Genomic DNA, 24,179 nt, shown 5'->3' on the forward strand with positions numbered 1-24,179 from the left:
ATGCGGCAGCAACTACATCATTAGCGAATCCTTCTTCGATAAGCACAAGTGGCACTTATTATATTAAGCTTACCAGCACACAAGGTTGTTTGGTAATCAAACCCGTAACGGTAACGATCAATGCCTTGCCGAAATTGGTGATTACCAATCCGCAACCTACCTGTGATCAACCGGTAGATCTGACCAGTACGGCCATTACAGCCGGAAGCGATGTAGGGACATTCAGCTATTTTAGCGATGCCGCAGCAACAACATCCTTAGCGAATCCTTCTTCGGTAACCGCCAGTGGCACTTATTATATTAAGCTTACCAATGCCCAAGGTTGTTCGGTGATCAAACCGGTAACAGTGACGATCCTTGACTTGCCGAAATTGGTGATTACTAACCCGTCTGCTACATGTGATCAACCTATCAATTTAACTAATCCAGCCATTACAGCCGGAAGCGATGCAGGTACGCTCAGCTATTTTAGCGATGCGGCAGTAAAGACTCCATTAGCGAATCCTTCTTCGATAACGACAAGTGGCACTTATTATATCCAGCTTACCAGCGCGCAAGGTTGCTCGGTGATTAAGCCTGTAACGGTAACGATTAATCCTTTACCGAAATTGGTGATTACCAACCCTACTGCCACATGTGACCAACCTGTTGATCTGACTAATCCAGCTATTACAGCTGGAAGTGACTTAGGTAGTTTGAGCTATTTTAGCGATGCGGTGGCTACGATGCCACTAACCAATCCTTCAGCTATAACAGCCAGTGGAACTTATTATATCCAGCTTACCAGCGCACAAGGTTGTTCGGTGATCAAGCCCGTAACGGTAACCATCAATGCCTTGCCAAAATTGGTGATTACCAACCCGCCAGCTACATGTGATCAACCCGTTGATCTGACTAATGCGACCATTACAGCCGGAAGCGATGCAGGTACACTAAGCTACTTTAGCGATCCCGCAGCAACAACGTCCTTAGCGAATCCTTCAGCCTTAACCGCCAGCGGTACTTACTATATTAAGCTAACCAGCGTACAGGGGTGTTTGGTAATTAAACCGGTTTGCGTGAGTATTAATTTACTTCCAGAGGCTCAGTTTGATTTTTCCGGAGCATGCGGTTCATCCGTAATTAAATTTAAAAACCTAACTAAAAGTTCAACCGGAGCTTATAAATGGGATTTTGGAACAGGAGAAACTTCAAATGAAGTAGAGCCTGTATACGATTTCAAGCAGGAAGGAGAATATACTGTTAAGTTAACCCTGACTGCAAATGGATGTTCGACCAGTATTGTGAAAAAGTTAATTGTAGGAACAAAACCTAAAGCAGGTATCGAGATTAATTCATCTCTTCCCTATTGTACAATGGATGAAATTGTATTTAGGGACGGGTCGGTTTCAGCTACACCAGTTTCGACCCGTAGCTGGAAGGTGCTTGACGAGGCTGGAGCTATCATAATTAATAAAACAGATAATAATCCGGTATTTGTATTCACACCTCCTGAATCTTCCATGGCAAAACGGTATCAGATCAAATTGACGATCTATACAACTTTAGGTTGTATTGATTCAACAGCTGGATATTTTACTGCGATGCCAAAACCAAAAATTAGTTTATCGATTCCTGATACTGTTTGTCAGAATGCACCGCCTGTGATTTTAACACCGGGTGAAATGATTCAAGGAAACTATACTTTTCGTGGGCCAGGTGTAAAAGACGGTCTGTTTTTCCCCGAAGTGGCAGGACAAGGAACCCATACTATTGAATGTGTTTTCACAAATGAAGTAGGATGTTCACAAAAGATCAAACATGAAATTACCGTGAATGGACCTCCATCGGTTGATAATAGAGTTTTTGAAGTACCCGAAGGCCATAGTATAAGGTTCGATATGGAGTTATCGTCGACTGTAGAGTCAGAGCACACGTATCGCTGGTATCCGGAAGATGGATTGGATGATCCAAGTAGTTTAACTCCCATATTTAATGCCCAGGAAAATAAGGCGTACAACTTAGTAATTACCAATGAAGCCGGATGCAGCTGTGAGGCAAATGTTTTGGTTAATGTGTTACCGGATATTGAGGTTCCTAATGCCATATCACCTAATGGAGATGGTAAAAATGATTATTGGGAAATAAAAAATATTGAAAAATATCCCGCTGCAATGATATATGTTTATAATCGCTATGGAGATAAAATATTTTCTTCACAAGGAAGCGCTCAAACCTGGGATGGAACCGCGAATGGAAAAAAACTTCCAAATGCTACCTATTATTATGTCATTCAGCCGAATAAAAAAGGCATCAAGCCGAAAGTAGGTGATATTACTATTATCTATTAATCAGATTATCTACCACTATTAATGCTTCTTTACACAGGAATCTTCTGTGGGAATTTTAAGGCTGTTTTTCGAGATACTGAATAAAACAATAAAGCCCTTGAAATTTGGAGAAACAGCCCGAATATTTATTTTAGAGCATTGATACTAGACAAGAATACACGCAATGAGTTGCGTATAGCAATTTGTCAGCAGCAAGCACCCAAAATTGCGCATAAACTATGTAACATAACACTCAAAAATATGAAAACCCAAAACAAGGTATTTATCAAAGCTATTATTATAATTACTGCTTTCGTATTCATTAGTTGGACTAAAGAAGACATCAGACTTGATAATCCTAAAAATATCATTGTTCTTGTAAAATACAAGGCGCAGCCGACCAAAGAAATAGCTGCAGTTTCTGCTTTGACCAAATTGATAGAAAATGTAAAACTGGAACCACATTTCGTAAATATCAAACTCCATATTGATCCAAAAGACAAAACAAATATTCTTTTGTACGAAGAATGGGATGATGAAGCATATTACAATTCAAAACATATGACAACAACTCATTTACAAAAATTTATCGGAGACTCCAGAAATTTTCTAGCAGGTCCACCCGAAATAACTTTTTGGCAAGTGGAAAACGAATATAAAAAGTAGTGCCAGCTGCTAACAGACTGTACCCGCAATCGCGGAGTTTTCGGTAAATTGAACGTTCTATTTTCACGAAGTAATCATATCTTACCAGAGAGAACTCAGTCCGCTTTGATCCGCGACTGCGGTTACAGGCGAAACGTTACCTGAAAGGCTTACATGCAACTCACAGAAGAACAACGAAAAGAACTACAAGACTTCGTAGACAAATGGAATCACGAAATCCAAAATGAAGACATTTATTTTTCATTTAACGGACACGGCCATCTTCGATACATCAATGCCAATGACGAAGGACTTATAAAGTTCGGAGTGAAGAGCATTGAAGTGGCACTATCAAATAAAATATACACGGATATTGCAGGTGAAACTTTAAGAGAAGACTGGATAAAGAAGAAGATGAAGAACTAAGTATTCATTACATTGAAAAGGTTAATCAAAATATAGAGACATTCATCTCAGAAAGGGACCAGAACAAAAAAGCTGCACGACAGACTGGAAAGTCGATACTTCCATTTTTAATTGCGTTAATAATAGGATTGTTAGGGTTCAATATCTATCTCTTTGTCTTTTGGATAAATCACTAAGTAATGCCAGGGCGGATGATGACACAGTTTTTTTCACCGCTGCTTCAAGAAGCAGGAATGTCATGCGACTTACTTACTCAAAAATCCGAACTGAAGTATGTTCGTAAAAAGTGGTTTTATAGCTAAATACCCCATCGGGATTTTTGTACTCCTTACATTCAGCATTTCGCATGTTCTTAATCCTATCCTAGTTGAATTAATTCACACTCTGCTTCCGCGCTTTTCCTTCAATTTTCCAGAGGCACAACTGAATGAAAGAAGCTCTTCAATCAATATGGTGGTAGCATTGCAGCGTTGATCGTTATTTTGAAATTGTATGGTATTAAAGGACTAAGATCGATACTTCGCTTCAACCGGATAACGCAGCATACCGTATTTTGGCTGTTAATGGTTGTCTTGCTGCCGCTGAGTATAATTCTCCTCTCCTACTATTTCGCCGGAGTGGAGCTTGCCAGTTTACTTATTATTTTACAACAACATTTTTCGTTTTACCTTCTCCTAATTACCGGATTTATAGTTTCGGGAGGGCTAGCCGAAGAATTTGGATGGCGCGGATTTCTACTACCTCAAAACTCAAAAGCCGTTGATAGCCACAATTATCACTTTTTTTATTGTAAGCATCTGGCATTTACCAGCGCTACTTGCAGGTTGGAAAAACGAACCGCTGTGGCCCTGGCTAATTTTATCACTGGCAATCGCGATAGTTCATTCATGGTTCTTTTTTAAATCCCGTGGAAATCTTTTGGTTGTAATTCTATTTCACGCATGTTTTGACGCCCAATATTCCTTCCTTTCAAAATTTATTCCCAATGTTTCTAATACTCCTTTTCATCAAGGCTGGACCTATATCATTTTATATTGCCTGCTTTCATTATCAATAATTTTTTTAACCAAGGGAAAGTTGGGGTATAACAAAGCGAACTTAAACTTGAAAGAGTACTTTGGAGAACCGGAGCAATAACTAAAATCCTGAGGATAAAAAAGCTATTTATTATTACGTTTAAGAAGAATTAAAGTGTACTAATTGAGCCACTTGAACGAAACCTGCATCATGTCCCTGACTCTTATGAATTGAAAAATTTATTTCTTATTAATTAATATATATTTTTTTGAGTTACTAAATATTCTAAATTGCAAGCCTATTTTACCATTTAATTAACCTAACATGAAAAAACACGTTGTCATTTTTACTGCGTTGTTGGCTACTGGTTTACATCTACAAGCCAAAACTTTAACCGAGATTAAGGGGATCTCAAAAAAAACTAAACAAACCACATTAAGCCTTTACCGAGTAGTCACTGGGCATATGGAGGAAATTGCTAGTATAACCCCAAAGGCAAACGGCGAATTTACTTTTAGTTTTGAACCAGAATACAAGGGGTACTATGTAATTGGTACCGAACATCCAGGCAGAACAAAGGATAAATTCAAGTTCTACGTTAAAGGTAATGAACAAATTAACCTTGAGTTAAACGACTCCACATATGTACTTACAGGACAAAATACCAAAGAAAATCAACTGCTTGAACAATGGCACAAATTAATTTACAAAGTTGACAAGGAGGCTAATAATATTAAAACAGATTCTTTTAAATTTTTTACGGATCTTGAAAATACCGCATCACAAGCACAAAACTGGTGTGCAGATAAAAAAACCGGAAATGCCGATTTTGATCAGTTAATGCATGAAACTGTTAAATATGATTTAGCATTTATTTCAAACCTTTATTTGAATACACAACGTTATGCTCCTCAAGATTTTAATTCTTACTTGAAAAATTTAAAACCAGACGAATATTTAAATAAGAGTCTCTATAATTTTCCTTATGGAGAAAGATTGCTCCAATTTCTTGTAATGTTCAAGCTTCATGGTTCAAAAGAAATAAATTTTGACAAATGTTTGCAAGCGGTACCCGATGATACAATAAAAGGGGAATATGTATTGACTCGAATCCCTAGAGCTATAAAATCGTATTATGATTATTCTGAATGGTTTGAAAAGTACCAACAGTACTTTTTAACCGCAGAGCAAAAAAGTCGCGCCAAATCAATATTGGATCATGTAGCAGCCTTACAGCCTGGTAAAAAAGCTATTAATTTTTCTTATCCTGATGCTAATGGCAAGATGGTATCCCTATCGGATTATAAAGACAAGGTAGTACTGGTGCATGTGTGGGGTGATCATTTCCAGATGGAAAAGGAATTTTCTTACTTAAAACAATTGCAGGAAGAATTTAAAGAAAAGGATTTAGTAGTAATAGGTGTTTCAGCTGATTGGAATAGTAAAGATCAGTGGGAGAAATGCATGACAAAGTTAAATTTGAACGGAATACAACTGTTTGGTAAATACGAAATATGGGAGAAATATATGATCAAAGGCAACAACGTATTCTCAACATTTATGCTATTTGATAAAAAAGGTAATATTGTTAGTGTTAATGCGCCTTTAGCGAGCGATCCAATGCTGAAGGAAATGATAATGAAACAGCTTTAATTACTATACGATTTACGAAATAAAAGATCCTTGTCAATCAAAAATTGACAAGGATTTACTTTTTTGTTAAGATTCTACCTTCGTTCAACCACCTTATTACCTCTTTCCGGAGAAAAACAAGTCAGACTAAATCCGCTCCCATTCATACTCATCTCGTAAAAAATTCTTTTCGCTCAACCATTGATTTACACCTATCCATTCATTTAATTTGCAGCCTTTATTTCAAGTTATGATTAAGAACTATTTAAAATATACACTATTGGCAGGGATGCTGTTTACAGCAGTTTCTTGTGGTCAAAAAGGTAAATCGACAGAAGAAAAATCTACTTCCGATTCAGGTGTTGTGGCTGAACCTAAAACGGATTCAGCATCTGCCTCTACTCCTGTAGCAAGCAATAATACGAACAGAAAAGCTGCTTCGGTTGCCGAAATTTTGGCTCGAAAAGAAGTGCCTATTCTTTGTTATCACCAGATCAGAGACTGGAAGCCATCGGATTCAAAAGTTGCTAAAGATTATATTATTCCGGTTAGCACTTTTAAAGCGCACATGAAACTACTTGCCGACAGTGGTTATCACACTGTTTTACCTGAGCAGGTTTATAATTATTTGGTTTATGGAGATCCGCTTCCATCGAAACCGGTAATGTTAACATTTGATGATACCGAAGCAAACCAATTTTTGGTTGCCAACGAAGAGTTAAAAAAATACAACTATAAAGCGGTTTACTTCATCATGACGGTTTCTATCGGTCGCCCTAACTATATGACCAAAGACCAGATCAAGAAACTTGCTGACGAAGGCAACACAATTGGCAGTCATACCTGGGATCACCATAACGTTAAAAAATACCAGGGCGAAGATTGGGTAACCCAGATTGAAAAACCTACCAAAACGCTTGAAACTATTACTGGTCAAAAGATAGAGTATTTTGCTTATCCATTTGGTTTATGGAACAAGCCAGCGTTTCCGGAGTTGAAGAAACGAGGATTTAAAGCGGCATTTAGCTTAGCCGATAAAAAAGATCAGGATGATCCTTTATTTACCATCCGTCGTATTATTGCCAGCGGGTATTGGAGTCCAAAAACACTGAATAGTGCAATGAACAATAGTTTTCATTAATATTCTCTATAAAAGATATTTAAGGTTAATGGTCGTCTGTAAGGCGACCATTTTCTTTTTGATCAATCGATCATCGCTTCTTTGCTGAGTGATTTTTCATTGCTTCATCAATGGAATGCGATTGGTGGATTTCCCGTTCCTTTTTCGAAAGTTCGGCCAGCTTTTCATAAAACTCCTCAAGTATCGCTAATTCCTTTTCACTAAGATCTTCAACTGCCACTATCCGATTGCTGGCTTTTTCATGTGCAGCAATAAGTTCATTGAGTTTTATGTGCAGCGCAACCGAATCTTTGTTTTGTGTCTTCTGAATTAAAAACACCACCAAAAAGGTAACAATGGTTGTAGAGGTATTGATCACTAACTGCCAGGTATCAGAATAGTTGAAAACCGGCCCTAAAAACAACCAGACAACCACCATCAGAAATGAAATTAAAATAGCTATGTTACTTCCGGCAGCATGAGTAGCCTTTGAAGCCATGCGTTCGAGTAAAGGAATTTTATTTTTTTCCATCTTGTTTAATTTCTAATTATAATCGTCTGAAACCTTTTAAATCATAAATTCCAGAATTCCTTCTTTGATCTCAATTTTTACTTCCAAAGTCTTTGGAATCTTCGTCATCTCATCATCGATATGAATAAGGTTATCCGACCACCTGATACGCACATTTTTGGCTTTAATACTCGTAAGCGAATGATTTTTTTCTTTACTGTCGAGCTTGCCTGAAACATAGTTGATCAGCTTACCTCTATCCTTTTCCGACACTAACACAACGTTCAACGCACCATCAAAAGGCGTTGATTCTGGCGAAAGCACTAAATTTGGCCCAAACGACTGGGTGTTCATCACTTCTGCCATGAGGTATTTCCCCGAATAATCAACCCCATCAATTTCAATTTCACAGTAGCGCACATCATAGGCTTCAATAATTTCCTGCAACAGTTCTAAAGCAGCCTGAATGCGCTCTTCGGGTGTTTCCAAATTGTTTTTGCCTTGCTTTTTCATCTCGTTCATTAACTTCGGAAAAACACCAAATCCAAACGATTCAAGAAAAAAAGCAGTTGAACCATTGAAGTAAATCAGTCCCACATCGTAATGCTTTATTTTGGCCTTATGCCAGGCTTGCACCACGGCTTCCGTTTCTTTAGACAGTCCCAGCGTTTTGGCAATGTTGTTGGCTGTTCCCAAAGGCAATAAAGCCACCGGCCAGCTTTGCTCCAGTATTTTTCGATCTAACAGTTCTTTGGTGAGTTTCCTGACCGTTCCATCTCCTCCAGCCGAAACAATAAAGTCAACTTCGGGTTCAATCAGATTCCAGCCCTTTTTCTTTGTTGAAGCATAATTGCAGATAAAGCCATTCGACTCCAGTAATGAAATCAATTTCTTTTTTGAATGTTCCAAATCGCCCGCTGTGGGATTATGTAATAACTTAACTGTTTTCATGTTTCATCTTTTGTAGCTATACATTAATAAAAATCAATCCATTATTACCTGTGGCACAATAATTTAAGTAGAATATACCATGAGAATACTAATCACTAACGATGATGGAATATACAGTCCCGGTATTGCAGCTTTGGCAAAGATCGCCCTACAGTTCGGGGAAGTGTTTATTGTAGCTCCGGATGTGGAGCAATCGTCGATGGGGCATGCAGTTACCCACTCGCGCCCGCTGTCTGTTAAAAAATCGCCTATTACATTCGAAGGCATCGAAGCATTTAGGGTAAACGGAACTCCTGCCGATTGTGTGGCATTAGGTACCCATATTTACACGCATATAGACCTGGTGCTGTCAGGAATTAACATGGGGATGAACATTGGCAACTCAATTTGGCACTCGGGAACACTTGCCGCCGCCAAACAGGCTGTTTTATTGGGAATAAAAGGAATTGCTTTCAGCACCTCAGTGGGCAGCACTGAACCAGATTTTGAAGCTTTAGCTTTACCGGTTGCTAATACATTAGAATCGTTGATCACTAAAACCGATTTCGGGCTATTCAACGTAAACGTCCCTCCTAACTCGCACGGGTTACAATGGACACGGCAATCGGTACGATTGTATGATGGTAAAGTGGTTCCGGGTATTGATCCGATGGGTCGCAAGCATTATTGGTTTACGGTAATTCCGCTGGAAGAAACCGAAGAAGGAACTGACAGATGGGCCATTGAACATGATTTTATTTCGGTCACGCCATTAAGGTTAGATCTAACGAATGAAGAAGAGCTTAGAAAGATAAATAAGGAAGTTAATCAGGAAAAGGTGGAGTAAAGTTCACTTATGGTGGCGACCCAACTCCCCTCCTAATTTAGGAGGAGCCGGGCGTGGTGAGCAATCTCCCCTAACTCATCAATTGCCTAGAAGGGGTAAACAGCTTCTCCCTCTACGATCTGTATTTCTTCTGAGAACACTTTTAAACTTCCTTCAGCTCGTGTTCTACAATAGCAAAAATTTTATCGGTAGAAGTAGTCTTAAGTGCGTGTCCACCGGTAAAATAGCCGAAACCCGGTAAAATGGCCTGCTGCTTTCCAATAATAAAACAGGGTAGTTTAATAGCCTGGTTAGCTTTGCCTGTGATTTTCACCACCGGATGAATGTGCCCCGAAATAACATATTCATCAACATTGGAAAAGGATTTTACCGGCTGATGCGCCAGCGTAAAAGGACCTACTTTAATAGTAGTTTGATGAACAGTTATTTTGAAATCTTCGTTGAAATTAGAAGGTAAACGATCATGGTTCCCAAGTATGATTTGCATATCAATTGCCAGAAACTGTTTACGCCAGTTCAGAAACAGTTCCCATTCATGATTGATATCACTATGGAAGAGATCGCCTATGAAATAGATTCGTTTAGGATTACAAAAAGCCATTAACTGGTTCAGCCGTTCGAAGTTTTGCTGAATGGAGTTAGAAGGAACCGCATATCCGGCTTTACGAAAATGGGCTATTTTGCCGATGTGCAAATCGCTGATCAGCAACGTTTGTTCCTCTACCCAAAAGAGGGCCTTTTGAGGCAAAAGCTGCAATGTTTGGTCGCAAATGGTTATCGTCACTTTTCTAACTGTTCTATTAATTTATTCACCCTGTCGGCCAGTTTTTCCGAAGTAACTTCCTCCCGCAACCTATCCACCATAATTGGAAAGCTAAACGGACTAGGGCGATCGGGAAAGGTAAATATCACATTTTGCTCTTTTATTCTCAGCAAAGCATTACGTAAACGTGTTTCCTCCAACTGCTGGTCGAGTATTTCCCTATACGATTGCTGGAGCAATAAGTTGTCTTTTTCATGCTCACTGATCACCTCAAATAATAATGACGAAGATGCCTGCAAATGACTGGCTTTAACAGATTTACCGGGATACCCCTGAAACAGCAAGCCCGAAATTGCTGCAATTTCCCTGAACTTTCGCCTTGCCATTTCATTGGCATTTATACTTAAAAAAATATCCTCAATTAGGTTTTCGGTTGAAAACAGGTCATGCTCTTCCAACAGTTCATCCAATCGTACCGGCGAATCGGTTAGCAGTTCGAAACCATAATCGTTCATGGCCAGTGAAAAGGTAATAGGCATAATTCGGCTAATGCGAAAAGCAATTAAAGCCGCCATGCCTTCATGCACCAATCGCCCTTCGAAAGGAAAAATAAAGATATGATAACCTTCATCAGTCTGGCATTGTTCAATTAATAATTCGGTATGATGTGGTATTGCCGAACGCTCCTGCTGCAACGCCAACAGTGGCTTTAGTTTTTTCATTTCGGGCTGTGTAAATGATTGCCCCAGGGCCTCATCCAAGCGTTTTCGAATATAAACCGCGAGCTGCGATGAAAGTGGAACCCGTCCTCCCATCCACCTGGGCACCAAAGCCTTTTGTGCATTGGTTTTTCTAACTTCCGCAACCATCCCTCGTACCCGGATCAGTTCGAGATGCATTCCTCCAAAGGAAAATACACTTCCAGGTTTCATTCTCGATATAAAGCCTTCTTCTACTGAGCCCAGGTATCGCCCATTTACGGTTTTAATTTTCATTGCCGCATCTGAAACAATGGTACCCATACTCAGGCGATGCCTCAGGGCCACTCTCCTATCCTTAACTGTAAACAAATCGTCAACCTTTTCCACCTTTTTAAATTCATCATAAGCTACCAGTGATGAACTTCCGGTAGTGATAAAACCAAGCAACCAATCCCACTCTTTGCGGGTTAGAAATTGAAAAGCATGCGTTTTACTAACCTGCTCATATAACTCCTGTTCCCTGAATCCTTCGCCAACGGCCAGTGTTACCATAAATTGAGCCAGCACATCTATCGCATGTGCAATCGGGACCCTTTCTTCCAGCACATTATTCTTTACCCCATCTCGCAAAGAGGCACCCTCAATAAGCTCCAATGAATGTGTAGGTACAAAGTAAATCTTACTTACAGCTCCCGGATGGTGGCCGCTACGGCCGGCTCGCTGCAAGAAACGTGAAATACTCTTTGGACTTCCAACCTGGATTACGGTATCAACAGGGCGAAAATCAACCCCTAAATCGAGACTTGAAGTACAGATCACCAGTTTCAGACGCCCTGTATGCAAGTTATCTTCCACCCAGTCTCTGATATTGCGATCTAAAGAACCATGATGGAGGGCCACCAGGCCGGCCATTTCGGGATATTGCTCCAATAATACCCGGTACCAGATCTCCGTTTGTGAGCGAGTATTGGTAAACAATAAAGTCGACTTATTTTGATTGACCACCGGCATTACTTTATCCAGCAGGTTAATGCCGAGATAACCGGCCCAGGGCATCAGCTCTATGGTGTCGGGCAAAATGGATTCTACTTCCACCTTCTTTATGATTCCTGATCTGACAATAACCGATTGGTGCCTATTGGTATGTTTGCCTAAAAGCACATCAAGTGCCTGTTCAATATTGCCAATGGTAGCCGACATGCCCCAAATTTGTAGCCGTTGCTGCAAATTTTTAAGGTACATAAGGCCCAGTTCAACCTGAATTCCCCTTTTGGTGCTCAATAATTCGTGCCATTCGTCAACAACAATCAGCTTCAGTTCCTTAAAAAATACAGAGTTATTTTTCTGCGTAAAAAGCATGTGCAAACTTTCAGGTGTTATAAGCAACACTTCAGGAAGTTCTTTTTTTTGTAATGCTTTCTCCTTCGCACTGCTATCGCCTGTGCGAATGCCAACACGCCATGGAAGTTCCAATTCATCGCAAACCTGCTGCATGCTTCGCTGCAAATCGCGGGTTAAGGCACGCAAAGGCGTTATCCATAAAACCTGTAGTTGAGATGCTCTTTTTGTTTTATAATCAGAGGTGGAATTAATGTATTGAATTAAGGCGGGAAGAAAAAGTGAAAAGGTTTTGCCTGAACCGGTGGGGGCATTCACCAAGCCATTAAATCCTTTTAAATAGGCATCAATGCTTTGCTGTTGAAAACCAGCCAGTTTCCAACCTTTTCCAACTAACCAATCTCTTAATATTTTTTCGCCTGGGGTCATAAAAAATACGATGGATTACAAAATCGAACCATTGAATATTATTTAGGCAAAAATGGGACAGCTTATTCTAAGGGGAAAAAGTTCCCCTCTCATTTGAAGGTATTTTCAGCAATTTATAAAAAGGGATAAATAGGCCGAAATATATGAGGAAGATCATATTTTATCCATAAAAAAGAAAGCACCAGACCAGGATTGGTCTGATGCTAAACATAATTAATTGATAAATTGGTTGAAGCGTTAAATATAAGACTTTCGCTATAATTACGAAACCTTTTATTTACGATTTATTTATATTGAATTAACACTGATTTTCATTATTAAATTTTAGCAAATCGGAAAGATTTAAAATAAAACCCTCCTTTATCAAACTTAATCTTCAACTTGTTAAGCCCTGATTTCAAGCTAATTCCAGCGCTTTTAATTTCCTGCCATTTCCCCGCTTCACCTTTTACAGGCACTTCTATTGTGACAGCTTTTGGTTCATCATTTACAAAAACTGAAATTTTTCCGGCAGTAGAATCTGCAGAAACCAACAGATTTAGGGAATATTTTCCCCCATCGGCTACATTTATTGTGTATTGGAGCCATTCTCCATCTTCAATTTTAAACACAAAATGATCTTCACCTTCTTTCTGAATATCCACTCCATCGTTACGGTATATCCTTCCCTTATTACCTACCGTATTTACACCAGGAGTATAATGATAACTGGCGGAATCGGCATCATAATAAGCATAACGCTGGCGTCCCAAATCATAGTCCACCGCATTGATAATCGTATTTTGTTTAATAAGATGTTTCTTGAACGGAATCGTTTCGATTGACTGCACCTGACGAAACATCGCATCGATCACATCTTTATGATAAACATTATTCTCTATTTTCAGGTTTTCAGCCAGTTCATCCAGTGTGGCCTGAGCTTCAGCGGCGGATGGCTTCTCTCCCTTTCCTGTCCAATAATCAACCAGCTGTTGATATCCGGGCGTTATTTTGATCTCCATAGGATTATTCGAACCCATTTTTTTCAACTGCCACCAGGCCCAGCCAATATCGTTCGCTTCCACCATACTGATCAGTTGAGTGTACCAGGTATTAGAATTCTCTCCCGACTCTCCCATCCACAAAGGCATATTGTTGGCTTTTTGCAGATCAAGGAAACCTTGAATGCTGGGCTGGTCATTAAAATTGCCATACTTGTGAAAGCTCACCGCCATATTATCATCCCACAATGGCATTACTCCATGATAATTATTACCAAAGGCATTCCCTTCAATAATAATAATGTGTTTGCTATCAACCTCGCGTATAGCCTTAGTAATATCCATCATCAATTGACGCAGTGGCTTATTTTCTTTCTCCTGATTCCCTATTCTATCCTTTGGATAGGTAAAGCCCCAATTAGGTTCGTTAATAATATCATAGCCGCCAATGTAAGGCTCGTTTGCATAGCGTTGAGCAAGTTTTTTCCAAAGCGCCACTGTTTTTAAGCGATTCGCTTCACTCTCCCATATGGAAGGCTTAGCAGGATCACGATCTGAAATAGCCAGATCATTTCCCTGCCCGCCTGGAGCCGCATGCAAATCTAAGATCAGGTATAGATGATTGGCTTTACACCAGTTCAACAAACTGTCGGTCAAGGCAAAGCCAGTTTCCAGCCAGGTATTTTGTCCTGCCACGGGTTCCTTCTCAACAGGAAGCGTATAAAGGTTATAATGCATTGGCAATCGAACAGAATTGAAACCCCAGGCCGCCAACGAATCAATATCCTTTTTGGAGGTATGATCATTCAGCCACTTGGTATAAAACTCATCGGTTTTGACTTTACCAATCAGCGCCTGTATACTATCCCTGATCTTATATTGCTGACCAATAGTCCCCAGTTTAAACATGTAACCTTCCTGCAGCATCCATCCTCCCAAACCCATACCTCGCAGTATCACTTTTTTACCTTTTTCGTTAACAATAAGCTTCCCTTGGGTTTTTAAAAAACCCTGACCTGCTACTGCAAAAGGCATAAAAAAGAGCATGAAACCAATCATGCTCTTATGTAATTTCAATTTTTTCATCGTAAAGTATATTGTTACCAAACGTAGGTAGCTCCAGATTGTGCATCGAGCGATAATTTCACAATTTGATTGTTAAATCGTATCGAAAACGATTGATTAGTTGGTGCATTGTTATACACTATTAAAACATATTTCCCCTGTGGCGTTTTATAAGCCACATTTGGAAGTTCAACGGATGTATTTGAAGTTATACGAACCGATCCAGGACGAACAAATTTTGCCGCATGGGCAATGGTGTAATAAGCCGGATTGCGGGTTACTTTATCGCCGTCAATAGTTACTGCTCCTAAGCATCGGTCGCATCCGCCCCTATCAGTAAATGGTGTTAATTGAAGATTGCTCGTAAGGTTCCACTCTAAAACAGTTTTACTCCAATTGCGAGGTGCACCAATAATCAGATCATTCATATGAAAGGCAAAATCTTGGGGCAAATTACCCGGTGATCCAAACCATTGTTCAGTGAAATAAACATTCTTATCAGAGTGCGCATTGTGCACTTCTGTTAAAGCATCAATTTTACCACCGTATAAATGGAATGCCGAACCGTCCACATATTTTTTAGCCTCCGGATCATTTAAAATAGAAATTGGATAATCAGGACGATCGCAATTATGATCGTATATAATGATCTTGGTTTTAACACCAGCCTTTTTAAAAGCCGGTCCCAAATGCTTTTTCACAAATATTGCCTGATCAGCCGCCAGCATCAACAAACTTGGATTATTGCCCGGATGCAAAGGCTCGTTTTGAACCGTTAGCGCATCTATAACAATACCCTGCGCTTTTATTACCTGAATGTATTTCACTAAATAAAGCGCATACGCATCATAAAATTCAGGCTTTAGACTACCACCACGTGTATCGTTATTGGTTTTCATCCATTTTGGTGGCGACCAGGGAGAAGCTAAAAACTTAATTTTCGGATTGATAGCAAGGATCTCTTTAATAACAGGAATTAAGTTCTTTTTATCCGGTCCCAAATCAAATTTCTTCATCTCCACATCGGTTTCCCCCTCAGGCAAATCATCATAAGAGAAAACATGATCATTTAAATCAGAAGCGGCAACACTTAAACGTAAATAGCTGGTTCCAATTTGATTACCATCCGTTCCAAAAAGCTCATTGAGCAATGCGGTGCGAGCAGCCTGGCTCATTCCCATTAAATGATCGGCACTACCGCCGGTAAGCGTATAACCAAAACCATCTATCGACTGATAGGTTTCTTTAGGATTTACATCGATAATTAGGCCGGTGTTTGAACGGGTGCTGAACTGTAGTGATTGAGGCTGCTTTTGAAATAAAACAGATTTAGCCGGATCTGTTATCCAGCTTTCAACTGTCCCATTTTTTTGACTATAGCCAATATTGGCATAAACTACAAACAGTGCACAAACTAAACTGCTTTTTAATAATGCTTTCATTTCTTGTCTAACAATTCTTTACCCGATAAAAACAATAAAATCTATTTAATAAGTGCACTAGTGGAGTTAAAACCATTGTTTACCTTTTATCTATTCGATAATTAACGTACTAATTGAATGTGCGGCGCTAGTTGCCGAAGCAATATTTCCATTAATTGAAATATTATATGGTAAGCTATCATCCGAACGATTCATTACAATAACCGCCACTTTTCCATCGGAATTAATAAATGCTGTAGTTAACAGTTTATCACGATTTGACGATGCAATAATGCGTTTTGCGCCCGGACGAACAAACTTTGAAAAGTGCGCGAAATAGTAATATGAATTGGTATAGATCAGTTTATCATTTTTTGTATCGGCATGAAGTGGGGCGTAACATAAATTGCCCACATGGTTTGGTCCACCGGTTTCATCCAATAAAACGTTCCAATCGGTCCATGCGCAGGTTCCGTTATTAAAGTCGTTCACCATTGAATAACCATATCGCTCGCCTAATGTCCAATCATCAACATTATTTAATTTAAAAACCTCTTTACATCCTTCGGTGAACACCAAATTCGTTTCAGGATAAGTTTCGTGAACTCTTTTTACGTTATCGAACTGCATGCCGCTACCAGTCCAGGTTTCGTACCAGTGATAACCAATGCCCCAAACATATTTAGCAGCTTCAGGATCATCTAAGATGGTGCTGGCACGCTGGTAAATCAGGTCACGGTTATGATCCCATGCAATCAGTTTCTTATTGTCCATACCTGCTTTTTTAAGCGTTGGGCCTAAATAACCTTTAATAAAATCACGCTCATCGTCAGCAGTATAAATACACGACTCCCAGGATTGCTTAGCCATTGGTTCATTTTGAACAGTTAAGCCCCAAACCGGTATGCCCAATGCTTCGTATGTCTGAATAAATTTCACGTAATAGTTGGCCCATGCCTGGCGATACTCAGGCAATAATTTACCGCCCTGCAACATGTTGTTGTTATCCTTCATCCATGCAGGTGGACTCCATGGAGACACAAACGTTGTCAACTGACCGCCAGCAGCTGCAATGGCTTGTTTAATTAATGGAATACGGAACTTTTTATCGTGATTAACGTCAAAACTCTTCAGCTCTTTGTCGTTATCCTTAACATACGTGTAGGTGTCACTGCTAAAGTCGCAGCTATTGATATGTGTACGCGCCAATGAATAACCGGCACCTTTATCTTTATCGTAGCAAGCTGTTAAGAACTCCTGCTGCTTTTCTTTCGAAAGTTTAGCAAAGGTTTCAGCTGCGGCATCGGTAATTGCCCCGCCAATTCCATAGATGGTTTGAAAGGTTTTAGATGGGTCAACAAAAATGGTTACCTCAGTTTCGAAAGGTTGACCATGGGCTTTAAACTCCGATGTTCCGTTTGGAGATAAGCGCAGTTCCGATTGCTTAGCTGTGGTATAAACCGTTACTTTTTTACCATCAGTGCTGTACTTTTGTTGGGCACCTACTGAAAGTACTGAGGAGGCCAGTAACAGTGTTAAAATTGGTTGTTTCATTTTCATAATAGCATTTTATGGTTGCAGGTTATTAAATTTATCAATTTCAACAATTTTTATGTTGAAGATTTCGGTACTCTTTTAGGTTCTTCCAGATATAAAACAAGAGTTAAGGACTACAAAAAGCCTATTTATCAATCATTTTATATACTCTCACGTAATCAACTTCCATTGCCGCAGGGAAAGCCGAATCATCCATCCCCTGAGCTCCACCCCAGTCACCACCTACAGCCAGGTTCATTAATATATGGAAGCGTTTATCAAACGGCCATACTTTATAGCCCTTACCCTCATTTACAAATTCAAACACCTGAACATCATCAATAAAACCTCTGAGTGCATAAGGCGTCCAATCAAGACGATATTTGTGAAAATCGGAAGTGGCGGTTGGAATTGTTTTAGTACTTGTTTTTTGGGTATTGATCTTAAAGTAATAAGCTTCTGTATGCGCAGTAACGTGAATTACATTTGGATCATAACCCACATGCTCCATAATGTCTATTTCGCCCGACTGAGGCCAGCCTCCGTACACCCAATCGGTTGGCAGCATCCATAAAGCAGGCCAGGTTCCTTTACCCGTAGGAAGCTTGGCTTTGATCTCTATTCTACCATATAAAAAATCACCTTTGCCTCTTGAAACTACACGTGCAGAAGTGTATTCTCTGCCGCCCATTGATTGTTTCTTTGCGGTAATGGTGAGTTTACCGTTAGCAACTGAGGCATTTTCAATTGTATTGGTATAATATTCAAGCTCGTTGTTTCCCCAACCCGAACCGCCAGTATCATATCCCCATTTATCGGTAGCAGGCAATCCTTCGTAATCAAACTCATCAGCCCAAACAGGTGTGGCTTCAAATTGCCATCCTTTATCTGACGGTGCTTCCGGAAGGTTAGGATAATAGGCAGTTTCTTCTTTCTTTTTGCCCGAACAGGCTAACACACCGAATATAAGTATCGACCATGTTGCTAATCTTATTTTTTTCATAATATAAAATGGATGTGAATGCGCTTTTTAGAAGCTGCCGGTTTCCCGGCAGCTTACAAACCAATTATCTATACTTCCAATGCAAAAATATATTCTAGTTATTATATCGATGTCGGATTAGCTTTCTAACAGTTCTACACTTATCCTGATAAGCAATTGGGGCTAAGTATTCCGACTGATAAATTGGTCAAACACTGCAGCAAGGTGGCCGCAGTAATTATTTTTTAAATGTAAAGCAGATCAAAGAAACTGGCGATTTTAAAGCCACTACAGAAACCATACAGCGCCATCTAAAGGGCTCCAAAGCAGCCCTACAACAGCACTACACAAGAATATTAAAATATTGATTTTTAAACCATTAAAACCAATAAATATCTCTAAAGAACTTAGCTAAAGTCATACCCCATTTCTTATGGGTTTTAGTCTTTTGAAGTCTTGACAAGGAAATCGTAAAGGTTTGTTTCGGGGGTTAACTGCAATTTTTTCCGTAAGCGATAACGAGCCACCTCAATTGCTTTGCTTGTGATATTCATCAGCTGAGCAATTTCTTTGGTCGACAGGTTCATTTTTATATAAGCACAAAGCTTTAGTTCTGTGGAAGTCAGCTCAGGATAAGTATTTTTCAGTTTATTAAAGAAATCATCGTTAACATTATTAAAATGCATAGTGAACTGATTCCAATCTTGTTCACCGTTCTCCACTTCACGTATTAAACGTAGCAATTGCCTAAAACTGGTGGCATTTTCGTCCGCAGATGGCTTTTTAACCAGCAATTCTTTAACCTTGGCCAGCACTTTTCCTCTTTCAACCATATGCATAGTAATGATCGACAATTCTTTATTCTTGTAATTTATATCCGCCGCCAGCTTTTCCTTTTCTAAACGAACGATTTCTTTTTCATTCCGATCGAGCTCCAACTGGTGCATATATTGCAGTTTTTGCTGCTCCTCCTGATGTTTTCTTTGTTGCCAACGATAAACATACAGCAGTATTCCAGAGATCAACAATCCATAAAAGCAATACATCCACCATGTTTGATACCAGGGCGGTAAAACAATAAATGTATAAACTACCGGAAGTGAATCTGATCCAAGGTTATTTCGGGCCTTCACTTTAAAAGAGTACTTCCCTGCCGGAAGATTGGTATAATCTTTTTCCATCTTATCGGTCCAGGGCGACCAATCATCATCAAATCCTACCAACTGATAGCTGAATACCGTATTTTTTTGCTGTTCAAACAAAGTAGATGAATACTCAAAATGAATTGAGTTATAACTATGCGACAGTTTGTAAATATCTTTTGAAGATTGAGTTAAGGAGCTTTTACCTTCGTTTAAAAAGTATCCGCCAAAAATGGTGCTATCTTCCTGGCCCGATAATTTTACTTTACCCAACACAACAGTGGGCTTGCTAATATTATCAATGTATTTTTTGTAATTAAGATGATAAACTGCCTTACTTGCCCCAATAAAGATATTTTCTTTATTGTATGGGTAAATGCTTTCAAAGCCTTTTACAATTTTATCATTAAGCTCAGGAAAGTAAAAAACTGAAGGTTTATTCCCGCTGGAAAGCTGAAAATCAACTACACCAACCGTTTTATCCGTAACAAACCAAACGTTTCCATCCGGATCTTCTTTTAAATAGCGAAGTGTAAAATTATTCAAGGTTGCATTTAACAAATTTGATTGGATGAATCTTTTTTTGTGATCATCAAACTCATAAATTCCTTTTGTGGTGGCAACTACTATACGATTTTTTACACGATAGATATAATTCCCAAGGTTTGATGGCAACCCCTCTTTTTGAGTGTAAATAGTTTTTTTATCGATCGATTTTAAATCGGCAGACAACTGCAGCCTAAAAACTCCGCGATAAGGATGTGATGCCCATACCGTATTACTTGAATTATCGAATGCAATAAAACGTAGCGATTCATACAACCCGTCGATATGGCCTAAATCGGCAAACGCTCCGTTTAAAAAGTTAATATTTTGAAGCCCTTTGTAGGTGCCGGCAATGATCGACCTGGTTGGAAAAACATTGGAAACAGGCTGAAATAGCCAGGTTCCGGGAGTATTATAAATTTGCTTTGCGGTAGGACCAGTAATTTCGAAACAACCATCTTCATGTCCCATTAATAAATGCCCGTTAATCTCGTCCAGATTCCAAACCTGACCCGAAGCATTACTTACTTCCGTAAAAACACTTTTCGATAAACTGAAATCGCGCTGGCCCTTTTCTAGTTTAGCCTGGTACAGTCCGTTTGAGGTTCCAATATAAAGCTGGTCATTAAAAACATTGATCGCATAACTGGTGGTTTGTTTGCTCCTATCAGGATGAATGGATTTAATGGGGCTATTCAACTCAATAAAATCAATACCATCATCAGAGGGCAACCATAAATTCTTGTGTTTATCAATAAGCAATCCGCGGATGTTATTATTCTGTAATCCATCCTGAAATGTATATTTCTGAACCAGATTACCTTTTTTATCAATAATAATAACACCTGCAGAGGTGGTACCAATGGCAAACCATTGCTCGTTAACACGCTTGCAGCAATAGATCCTGTCGGAATAAAAGTTTTTATCCAATTCCGTTTTCTTGCTGATCAATTTATTATTGACCAGGTAAAAAAGTCCTTTTTTAAGCGTAGAAACCAGTAAAGTATCTTTGCCAAAATTAGCAACAGAGGTTATGGCCGCATTCTTTAACACCTCATCTTCACAAAACGGCCTCCAAATCCCATTATTATATTTCATTAAGCCACCTTGCTGGCTCTGTGCATACAGTTGATTGTTGACCAATCCTAAAAACTGCCATTCCGTTTCGGTTTTGTAAACTTTTATCGAACCCTCTTTGTAATGAAGTATCTTATTTATAGAACGAAAGAATACCTCATCATTTACGATACAGATGTTCCATATATCTGAAAATCGTCGTTCGTTTTCGGGAATCAATGAAATCAAGGAATGATATTGCAGTGAACCGTTGTTACCCGGAAAAAAATAACCAATCTCATCCTGACCACCAATATAGATCCTGCTTTTTGAATCAATTTCTACCGAACGAATAACTGTTAGATTAGGTAATCTGTATAAATTCCAAAAATGCCCATTGAACGTGAGCAAACCTTCGTTGTTTCCAAAGTAAAGTATCCCCCTTTCGTCCTGCGCCACGTCCCAATTTTGTGTTCCTGCTTTGTAATCGTCGTTTTTATAATTAACAATTTGAGGAGAAGCAATTTGGTTTTGCCCCCGAGCATCAAAAATTAACAGGAAAAAGATACTACACAGTATCAAGCATTTATTCATAATGTACTCTATCGAACAGTTCTCCACCAATGCTAATCATCAGCTTATTGGATTATATCAGTGGATAAATTTTGAAAACTAAAGTAGATTTAATATTCGAGAATTTTTAAAACAAGCATTATACGTGGAATCCAATGGCCATATTTTATTGCTGTATTATGTTGATAAATTGTTTTTCATTAAATTAAATAATGCTAATCGCTCATATCCATTTACAGCCGAGTTAAACATGAAAATTTCCATAAAGCAATGAAAGAGTTCATGTTAAACATACCCGCCGTGCCCGACATAGAAATTGGTTCTTTTTTGATCAAACTAATAAAGGCTAATTACAAAACCCATCTATGATCAAATCAAATTATTAATCGCAAAACATCTAAATTTTATCTCTATGGCATTCAATTTTATCGATACAGTACACAGTTATTTCGGTAATGAATTAATTGGCAAAGCTGAGAATTACCTGAATGAAGGAACAGTAAGTGTAAAGAAAGGACTGGAAGCAATTATCCCGATTTCGTTAGCAGGCCTTGTTCATAAAGCAGAAACAGGTCATGCGGATCAATTGCTTAACCATGCCCGTGAAGCCTACCATAGCGGGTTAGGCGACAAATTGCTTGATTCATTCATTCCCGGTGGAGAAGGGATTCCGGCAAAGGGCCCGGCTTATATAAGCAGTATTTTTGGAGATCAGTTTGGAAAAATTGCCAATGCTGTTTCCAGTTTTGCCGGATTAAAAGGCTCAAGTACATCCTCCTTATTCGGTATAACACTGCCCTTCATCCTGGCTCTGCTTGGCAAACATGCCGAAGAAAACGATCTTTCTTCATCAGGCCTTGCTTCATCTTTATCATCAGAAAAAAGCTCATTTCTAGCAGCTGTTCCGGAGAGTTTTAACATAAGTAGCTTATTGGGGGTAAAAGAAAATCCTGAAGAAAGGTATACCAGAAGAATTGAAGAAAAGCGTTCAAGCAGTGGATGGGTCACTCCTACCTTACTGGCTCTTTTAGCTGTTATTGCAGTAGGATGGCTATTGAGAAGTTGTAACAAAGAAGCACCTCCAATGGAAACTCCTACTCCAAGTACCGATACTTTAATTACCACCCAAACCGATACCGTTGTAATAAGCAGGGAACCCATAAAACTTAAACTTCCCAATGGCGTGGAACTGGATGCTTACAAAGGAGGTATTGAAGATTTGCTGATCATATTTATCAATGATTCGCTGGCTGCATCAGGAAAAGACAATTGGTTCGATTTTAATGAGCTTAACTTTCAATTCGGAACTGCAGAAATAATCCCTGAAAGTGAAAGTGAGTTGAATAATATTATTAAAATTTTGCAGGCGTACCCTAAAGTAAAGATCAAGATTGGCGGTTATACCGATAAAATTGGAGATGAAGTGGCAAACAAAAAACTGTCACAAGATAGGGCTGATGCTATTGCAGCCGCATTAAAAGCAGCCGGTGTAGGTAGCCAGGTTGTTGGTGCAGAAGGCTATGGCTCTGAGTTTGCCAAGTATCCGGCTGATGCCCCGGAAGCTGATCGTATTAAGGACAGACGGGTTTCGGTAAGTGTTCGTGAAAAATAATAATAAGTAAGAGGGGCGAAAAGTTTACTTTTCGCCCCTCTTACTTATAAACTTTTAAATAGCATTCAATTCTCTTTTCATCATCAGATCGGTTTGCACGTCATTACCCAAAACAAAAACATGCTTATCGAATTCAACAAAGCCATTTCGCTTATAAAATTCAATTGCTTTCAGGTTTTTCTCCCAAACACCCAGCCATACAAAATCACAAGCCATTTTCCTGGCAATTTCTATTGCTTTGTCAACTAATGCCTGCCCCAAACGTTGGCCCTGAAACTCCTGTAAAATATAAATACGTTCAATTTCGAGTGAGTTATCAGTTTTTAGCTCCGATTGACCGGCCGAAGAATTAACCTTTAGATAACCTACTTTCTTATCTTCTATCGAAATAAAATAAAACGCCGAGGTATTGTTATTTAACTCCTTCAACAGTTTTTGTTGATTAAAACTCTCTTCGAGGTACTTTTGCATATCATCTTCTGTATTTTCACTTGCAAAGGCCTCATAGAATGTTTTACAACTAATAAGCTCCAACTGGTCAATATCTGCCGTTGAAGCTTTTGAGATCGAAATTTTTGCTGAATCCATAAAATAAGAT

19 protein-coding genes are annotated in these 24,179 nt (G+C 39.1%); 9 read left to right on the top strand and 10 right to left on the bottom strand.

Going from position 1 to position 24,179, the window contains the following annotated elements:
* From C3K47_RS12010 to C3K47_RS12035, 7 genes are all read left to right on the top strand, one after another.
* The coding region (locus C3K47_RS12010) for a T9SS type B sorting domain-containing protein (RefSeq protein WP_133159378.1) at window positions 1–2,330 on the top strand (2,330 nt) is incomplete at its 5' end.
* A 240-nt stretch (window positions 2,331–2,570) separates the two neighbouring features.
* The gene (locus C3K47_RS12015) at window positions 2,571–2,975 is read left to right on the top strand and encodes a putative quinol monooxygenase (protein WP_133159379.1); all 405 of its coding nucleotides are present in this window, start codon (window positions 2,571–2,573) and stop codon (window positions 2,973–2,975) included.
* A 153-nt stretch (window positions 2,976–3,128) separates the two neighbouring features.
* Entirely contained in the window at window positions 3,129–3,380 is a 252-nt protein-coding gene (locus C3K47_RS12020; protein WP_103789394.1) for a hypothetical protein, read from the top strand.
* Between the two features lie 470 nt (window positions 3,381–3,850).
* The gene (locus C3K47_RS19550) at window positions 3,851–4,282 is read left to right on the top strand and encodes a hypothetical protein (RefSeq protein WP_165784691.1); all 432 of its coding nucleotides are present in this window, start codon (window positions 3,851–3,853) and stop codon (window positions 4,280–4,282) included.
* On the top strand, window positions 4,176–4,517 hold the full coding sequence (locus C3K47_RS19885) for a hypothetical protein (protein ID WP_394341687.1): 342 nt from the start codon (window positions 4,176–4,178) through the stop codon (window positions 4,515–4,517). Before C3K47_RS19550 ends, C3K47_RS19885 begins: the two co-directional genes overlap by 107 nt.
* Window positions 4,518–4,721: 204 nt before the next feature.
* Window positions 4,722–6,050: a TlpA family protein disulfide reductase gene (locus C3K47_RS12030; protein ID WP_103789396.1), complete on the top strand. Its 1,329-nt coding sequence runs from the start codon at window positions 4,722–4,724 to the stop codon at window positions 6,048–6,050.
* Window positions 6,051–6,279: 229 nt separating this feature from the next.
* Window positions 6,280–7,170, top strand: a complete 891-nt coding sequence (locus C3K47_RS12035) for a polysaccharide deacetylase family protein (protein WP_103789397.1) — start codon at window positions 6,280–6,282, stop codon at window positions 7,168–7,170.
* A gap of 70 nt (window positions 7,171–7,240) precedes the next feature.
* Here C3K47_RS12035 and C3K47_RS12040 read toward each other — a convergent pair whose 3' ends face one another.
* Window positions 7,241–7,681 carry a low affinity iron permease family protein gene (locus C3K47_RS12040; RefSeq protein WP_103789398.1) on the bottom strand — a complete coding sequence of 147 codons (441 nt, stop codon included), beginning with the start codon at window positions 7,679–7,681 and terminating at the stop codon, window positions 7,241–7,243.
* A 36-nt stretch (window positions 7,682–7,717) separates the two neighbouring features.
* Window positions 7,718–8,611, bottom strand: coding sequence for a diacylglycerol/lipid kinase family protein (locus tag C3K47_RS12045; RefSeq protein ID WP_103789399.1), 894 nt, complete (start codon window positions 8,609–8,611; stop codon window positions 7,718–7,720).
* A 79-nt stretch (window positions 8,612–8,690) separates the two neighbouring features.
* Here C3K47_RS12045 and surE point away from each other — a divergent pair, with 79 nt between their 5' ends.
* On the top strand, window positions 8,691–9,437 hold the full coding sequence (gene surE / locus C3K47_RS12050) for a 5'/3'-nucleotidase SurE (protein ID WP_103789400.1): 747 nt from the start codon (window positions 8,691–8,693) through the stop codon (window positions 9,435–9,437).
* A 142-nt stretch (window positions 9,438–9,579) separates the two neighbouring features.
* Here the strand turns inward: surE and pdeM are convergent, their stop codons facing one another.
* The 7 genes from pdeM to C3K47_RS12085 form a co-directional block, all read right to left on the bottom strand.
* Window positions 9,580–10,221, bottom strand: coding sequence for a ligase-associated DNA damage response endonuclease PdeM (gene pdeM / locus C3K47_RS12055; RefSeq protein ID WP_165784692.1), 642 nt, complete (start codon window positions 10,219–10,221; stop codon window positions 9,580–9,582).
* Complete coding sequence (locus C3K47_RS12060; protein WP_103789402.1) at window positions 10,218–12,668, bottom strand: ligase-associated DNA damage response DEXH box helicase; 2,451 nt, start codon at window positions 12,666–12,668, stop codon at window positions 10,218–10,220. The genes pdeM and C3K47_RS12060 overlap by 4 nt, the downstream gene beginning before the upstream one ends.
* Before the next feature lie 317 nt (window positions 12,669–12,985).
* Complete coding sequence (locus C3K47_RS12065; protein ID WP_243392544.1) at window positions 12,986–14,734, bottom strand: cellulase family glycosylhydrolase; 1,749 nt, start codon at window positions 14,732–14,734, stop codon at window positions 12,986–12,988.
* 14 nt (window positions 14,735–14,748) lie between these two features.
* Complete coding sequence (locus C3K47_RS12070) at window positions 14,749–16,155, bottom strand: glycoside hydrolase family 30 protein (protein WP_103789403.1); 1,407 nt, start codon at window positions 16,153–16,155, stop codon at window positions 14,749–14,751.
* Window positions 16,156–16,245: 90 nt separating this feature from the next.
* Complete coding sequence (locus tag C3K47_RS12075; protein WP_103789609.1) at window positions 16,246–17,688, bottom strand: glycoside hydrolase family 30 protein; 1,443 nt, start codon at window positions 17,686–17,688, stop codon at window positions 16,246–16,248.
* Between the two features lie 127 nt (window positions 17,689–17,815).
* Entirely contained in the window at window positions 17,816–18,673 is an 858-nt protein-coding gene (locus C3K47_RS12080; protein ID WP_103789404.1) for a glycoside hydrolase family 16 protein, read from the bottom strand.
* A gap of 419 nt (window positions 18,674–19,092) precedes the next feature.
* Window positions 19,093–21,978, bottom strand: coding sequence for a triple tyrosine motif-containing protein (locus C3K47_RS12085; RefSeq protein WP_243392545.1), 2,886 nt, complete (start codon window positions 21,976–21,978; stop codon window positions 19,093–19,095).
* 403 nt (window positions 21,979–22,381) lie between these two features.
* Between C3K47_RS12085 and C3K47_RS12090 the strand changes: the two genes are divergently transcribed.
* The gene (locus tag C3K47_RS12090; RefSeq protein WP_103789406.1) at window positions 22,382–23,581 is read left to right on the top strand and encodes an OmpA family protein; all 1,200 of its coding nucleotides are present in this window, start codon (window positions 22,382–22,384) and stop codon (window positions 23,579–23,581) included.
* A 54-nt stretch (window positions 23,582–23,635) separates the two neighbouring features.
* On the opposite strand, the gene C3K47_RS12095 is transcribed toward C3K47_RS12090, so the two are convergent.
* Window positions 23,636–24,169, bottom strand: a complete 534-nt coding sequence (locus tag C3K47_RS12095; RefSeq protein ID WP_103789407.1) for a GNAT family N-acetyltransferase — start codon at window positions 24,167–24,169, stop codon at window positions 23,636–23,638.
* Between the last annotated feature and the right edge of the window lie 10 nt (window positions 24,170–24,179).

Origin of the sequence: Solitalea longa (genome assembly GCF_002920915.1) — a bacterium.
In the GTDB taxonomy this organism is placed as follows: Bacteria; Bacteroidota; Bacteroidia; order Sphingobacteriales; family Sphingobacteriaceae; genus Solitalea; species Solitalea longa.